The organism is Polaromonas sp. UBA4122 (assembly GCA_002381615.1).
GTDB lineage: Bacteria > Pseudomonadota > Gammaproteobacteria > Burkholderiales > Burkholderiaceae_C > Polaromonas.
In genome coordinates this window covers 1-4,048 of sequence record DFWY01000061.1, presented here as the reverse complement: position 1 = coordinate 4,048, position 4,048 = coordinate 1, and the positions used below count along the sequence as shown (strand labels likewise).

Genomic DNA, 4,048 nt, shown 5'->3' with positions numbered 1-4,048 from the left:
ACGAAAGTCGAAAGATTTTTTCTAAAATTTTTGTATAGATTGGATAGAGACATGAATCGAAAATCACTCAAAGTGCTGACAGCCTGCGCCCTGGCTGCAATTGCCCTCGTGGGAGGCGCTGCGCAAGCACAGTCACTCACCACGGCTAGCCAGTTGCCCGGCAAGGTGCACCTGTTGCCAGCAACGCTGGAAACCACCCAGTGGGGATGGTTTAACAACGCTCAGCCACCCGTTATGAAGATCGATTCGGGTGACACTGTTGTGATGGAAACGATGATGCATGCCCACAACCAGATCGTTCCTGGCAAGACCATCGAAGAGCTGAAGAAGCTACGTACTGACTTCCCTGGACGTGGCCCGCACACGCTGACCGGTCCTATCTATGTGAATGGTGCTGAACCAGGCGATGTGCTCAAGGTACATATCAACCGAATTGTTCCCCGTGCCTACGCAACGAACTTTAACGTTCCGGGTATGTTCGGTGAATTCCCAAAGGAATTCCAAGATGGACAAGTGAAATATCTGTATCTCGATATGGACCGCAAAATCACCGAATTCCTTCCCGGAATTGAGATTCCATTGCGCCCGTTTCCCGGCACTATGGCCGTTGCACGCGCTGAGCCTGGCCAATACTCCAGCGTTCCACCAGGCGAATACGCTGGCAACATGGATATCCGCGAGTTCATAGAAGGTACGACGCTTTATGTACCTGTTTTTGTAAAGGGCGCTTTGCTGTGGTCGGGTGACTCTCATGCAGGGCAAGGCAACGGTGAAATCAATCTTTCGGCCCTCGAGACCGCCTACAAAGAACTCAACATCACTGTCGAAGTTCTCAAGAATATGAAGCTGGACATGCCTCGAATCGAGACGAAATCCAATTGGGTCACCATGGGCTATGACAAAGACCTGAACCTTGCCTATGACCAAGCGAAGGCACAAACAATCAAGTTCATCCAGGAGCAGCGCAAGGCAAGCGCCGCTGATGCAATTCGTGAAATGCCAACGGTCTCTGATTGCCGCGTTTCAGAGGTCGTAAACATTAAAAAGGGCATTTACTGCATGACGCCAAAGGACGTTAACGCCAAGGCTATGGCCGAGCATCCAGTTGCCGAAACCAGTGACAGCTATGTCACCGTTGGCCGCGATGCCGATGCGAATAAAGCCATGGATGCCGCATCCATGTCCATGATCAATCTGCTTCAGCAGAAAAAAGGCCTTACCCGACTTGACGCCTACGGCTTGGCGTCCGTCGCCATGGACTGCCGCATAGGTGACATGAGCGCAACACAGAAGTCCATTCACTGCCTGATGCCGAAAAGCCTCTGGACAGTCGCCAAGAAGTAATTAAGCAGTAATGGAACTCAAGCCGTTTTGGCGGAAAAGCGGGCGCAGCGGCGCTCGCTACCTTTTTGTGGCCCTGCTAATGGCGTTGCCGTTGGTGGGGCGGTGCGCTTTGTCAGTAGTCACAACGACTCCTGATCTGAGAAGCATTACAGAGGCGATAGGCGGCGAGCGTGTTCATGTCACATCGCTTGTGCCTGATGCCGGTGACGCCGAAAACTACGTCCCCAGGCCGCAAGACATCGAGCGGCTTCATCAGGCCCAGGTCGTGGTAAGAATCGGTCTTGACTATGACCTCTGGCTTGACAAGCTCACCAGCAAGGCGGCAAACCCTGCAATCGTTCGCGGCGGTAAAGGCCTTGTTGATGCCTCCGGTGGGATCACTCTTCTCGAAGTTAAAACAGGCGGCTTCGGAGGCGACGGACACGCCCACGGTGCAGGTAACCCGCACTATTGGCTTGACCCAGAAAACGCGGTCTATATCACTGCGAACATCACAGGTGCGCTCGCCAGAGTTGACCCGGCCGGGTCCAAGTTCTACGAACAAAAGAGAAATGAGTTTTTGGCACGACTGAAGACCATGATCCCTGTTTGGCAGTCCAAGCTTGCTCCGTTGAATGGTCTTCCCATTGTGATGTACCACAACACATGGCCATACTTTGGTCGCCGCTTCAGGCTCAATTTTGCAGCTTCTATTGAGCTAAAGCCAGGCGTACCGCCAAGTCCCTCAGCGCTGGCGAGCTTGCTGCACCGAATTCGTGAAGAGCACATCTCAGTCATCGTCCGTGAGCCACAGGAGCCTTCTCGCGATGTTGATTTTCTTGCTGAAAAGACTGGTTCACGGGTAGCTGTGATGGCTGCTTCTATCGGCGATACCGATCAGGCCCGAGACTACTTTTCTCTCTTTGATGCCAATGTTGCAGCGCTCGTTGCAGCTTTTTCAGGCCACCCGAAGTAGAACACCCCATGTCCGAGCTTTACGATCTTCTTGCCCTTCCTTTTCTCGCCAGCGTGCTGTTGATCGGGATTCACTGTCAGTTCGGTCTCCAGGTCCTCAAACGCAGCGTAGTGTTCGTGGACCTGGCGCTGGCTCAATGTGCGGCGCTGGGCGCGACGGTAGCGTTCATGCAGGGGCACATGCCTCAAACCGCTGCAACCTACGCCTGGTCGCTTGGGTTCGCCTGGGGTGGCGCTCTCTTGCTGTCACTGGTACGGTTCGCGCCAAAAAAAATCCCACACGAGGCATTGGTGGGCGTCGTGTACGTTGCATCAGCGTCGGCGGCGCTTTTGTTGATCGAAAAGGCTCCACAAGGCGCAGAGCACCTTAAGCAGATCCTGACGGGAAGTGTGCTGACGGTACGCTCGGAAGAGTTGTTCCACGCGGTTCCGATGTACGTGGCCATTGGGGTACTTCTCGGTATTTCCAGTCACAGGAAGTGGCTTGAACGCACGGGTCTGACTGGCTGGCTTGCTGACTTCTGCTTTTATGCAGCGTTTGGCCTGGTGGTCACCAGCTCTGTCGCAATGGCCGGTGTATTGCTGGTTTTCTCGTTCCTCATCGTTCCTTCTCTTATCGGTCTGCTTTTTGCTGAAACTGGCATGAAACAACTGGCAGTAGGGTGGGGTGGGGGAGTCGTTGCTGCGGCTATTGGACTCATTGCCTCCTACCAACTAGACGCCTCGACCGGAGCAACAATGGTCTGCGCCTTTGCACTGATGTTGGTATTCGGGTTGATAGTCCGATCTGTTATCGATCTCAAAGTGCGCTGGTATGCTGCCTTCAAAGTGTCGGCATTGGGATGCGTATCTCTTGTTTTTATATCGGCAATGTGGCTCGCAATCCAACCGCGTGCGGATCAACCGCTGCTGGACGCTGCTGAAGCTATGGCTCCAAGTCTTCGTGAGGCTTACTTCAACGAAAAGGAAAAGGCCATTTATGAGGACGCTAAAGCTTATGAGGGTAGATACGCAGAAGAGGCTGCGCGATTGACTGGCGTCGAGGTCCGTAGCCGGTGGCAGGACGCTACGGTTGACGACAACGCGGTCAGGCGCATGTCGTCCTTTCAGCAATCCTATAACGAAATGATCAAGGGCGAGAGATTTGTGATGCAAGAGACACGTTCACGCGCAAGGGAGCGGCTGCGGCTACCAGTTGCATTAGCTGCATCTGCATTGCTGGTGGCGATGTTGTCATGGCTAATAGGTTTAGAAAAAATCAAGGTGTTCACAAAATTCGATAGCCAGAAAATTAAGAAAATAACTCCCGTGTTTGCAGGAGATTAGTAGTTAAATGCACCTGGTGTTCCCTTGATAAGTATTAACCCCCGCGCACGGGTTATGTCGCGTTAGCCACTGATGGACGTGATTCTGGGGTGGCGATTGCCAGTCCCTCAGGCCAGACGGATTCGCCCTGCCAGCGCATAAAACTGTTCGGCAAAAGACATCTCGTTGCAGCCTTCCAGCATGAGCTGCCCTTTGCGAATCATGTGCATCAATTCGATGCCAGCCAGCACGCATTTGGCTGACTGGGGTTTTGTCGCGTTGACTGTCAAGCAACCCGCTCGACTATGCTGAGGGCTTTAACTGAAAATGGTTGAAACGAGATGCTGAGCACCAAAGGAATGCGATTCCCAATCGACGTGATTCTGGTGTGCATCCGTTGGTACGCGGCGTATCCATTGAGCTAGTCGGCCCTGCAAAATCCACT

The 4,048-nt window shown here is 53.2% G+C and carries 3 protein-coding genes and 2 pseudogenes; 4 read left to right on the top strand and 1 reads right to left on the bottom strand.

From position 1 onward, the window contains the following. The 3 genes from B3F77_RS07930 to B3F77_RS07920 form a co-directional block, all read left to right on the top strand. Nucleotides 1-1,344: acetamidase/formamidase family protein (locus tag B3F77_RS07930; RefSeq protein WP_293604435.1), on the top strand; the 1,344-nt coding region annotated here is incomplete at its 5' end. A 10-nt stretch (nucleotides 1,345-1,354) separates the two neighbouring features. Continuing rightward, nucleotides 1,355-2,299, top strand: coding sequence for a metal ABC transporter substrate-binding protein (locus tag B3F77_RS07925; protein ID WP_293604434.1), 945 nt, complete (start codon nucleotides 1,355-1,357; stop codon nucleotides 2,297-2,299). Nucleotides 2,300-2,307: 8 nt separating this feature from the next. Next, nucleotides 2,308-3,624, top strand: coding sequence for a metal ABC transporter permease (locus tag B3F77_RS07920; protein ID WP_293604433.1), 1,317 nt, complete (start codon nucleotides 2,308-2,310; stop codon nucleotides 3,622-3,624). A 107-nt stretch (nucleotides 3,625-3,731) separates the two neighbouring features. On the opposite strand, the pseudogene B3F77_RS07915 reads toward B3F77_RS07920, so the two are convergent. Then, nucleotides 3,732-3,863, bottom strand: a pseudogene (locus B3F77_RS07915) (IS6 family transposase); the annotation flags it as partial. 81 nt (nucleotides 3,864-3,944) lie between these two features. On the opposite strand from B3F77_RS07915, the pseudogene B3F77_RS21110 reads away from it, so the two are divergent. Continuing rightward, nucleotides 3,945-4,025, top strand: a pseudogene (locus B3F77_RS21110) (IS6 family transposase); the annotation flags it as partial. Between the last annotated feature and the right edge of the window lie 23 nt (nucleotides 4,026-4,048).